A 468-nucleotide genomic window follows, 5' to 3' on the forward strand; every position below is an offset into this window, starting at 1 on the left:
GTCGTGCCCCCGACCCCCCGCCACCTCGCCGCCTGCGCCGTCCTGCCGGTGCTGATCCTGTGCGGCGGCTGCGCCGGCGGGGGCACGGCCGCCCCGCAGGCCTCGGAGGCCGCCTCCGCCCCCGCGTCGGCGTCGGCCGCGGGCCCGACCGCCCGCCCCGGCTCCTTCGACGAGATCGCCGCCGTGCTCGGCTGCACCCCCGAGGTCACGGTCGACGCGGAGGAGATCCGCGAGGGGGCGTGCGGCACGGGCCCGCAGGCCTACCGGATGGCCACCTTCACCACCGAGGAGGGCCGCAGCGCCTGGCTGGCGGAGTCCCGCGTGTACGGCGGCACCTACCTCGTCGGCCCCCGCTGGGTCGTCACGGCCGCGAGCCCCGAGGCCCTCGGTCCCCTCCACGACCGGCTGGGCGGCACCCTCGAATCCGGCACCGGCCACGGCTCCTCCCACGACCCCTCCCCCCAAGGG

The 468-nt window shown here is 79.3% G+C and carries 1 protein-coding gene; it reads left to right on the forward strand.

Translation table 11 applies throughout. From position 1 onward, the window contains the following. Positions 1–468 (forward strand): hypothetical protein (locus HYE82_RS37020; protein WP_179178599.1); only part of this gene is annotated, 468 nt, incomplete at both ends.

It is taken from the genome of Streptomyces sp. BR123 (genome assembly GCF_013401435.1).
In the GTDB taxonomy this organism is placed as follows: domain Bacteria; phylum Actinomycetota; class Actinomycetes; order Streptomycetales; family Streptomycetaceae; genus Streptomyces.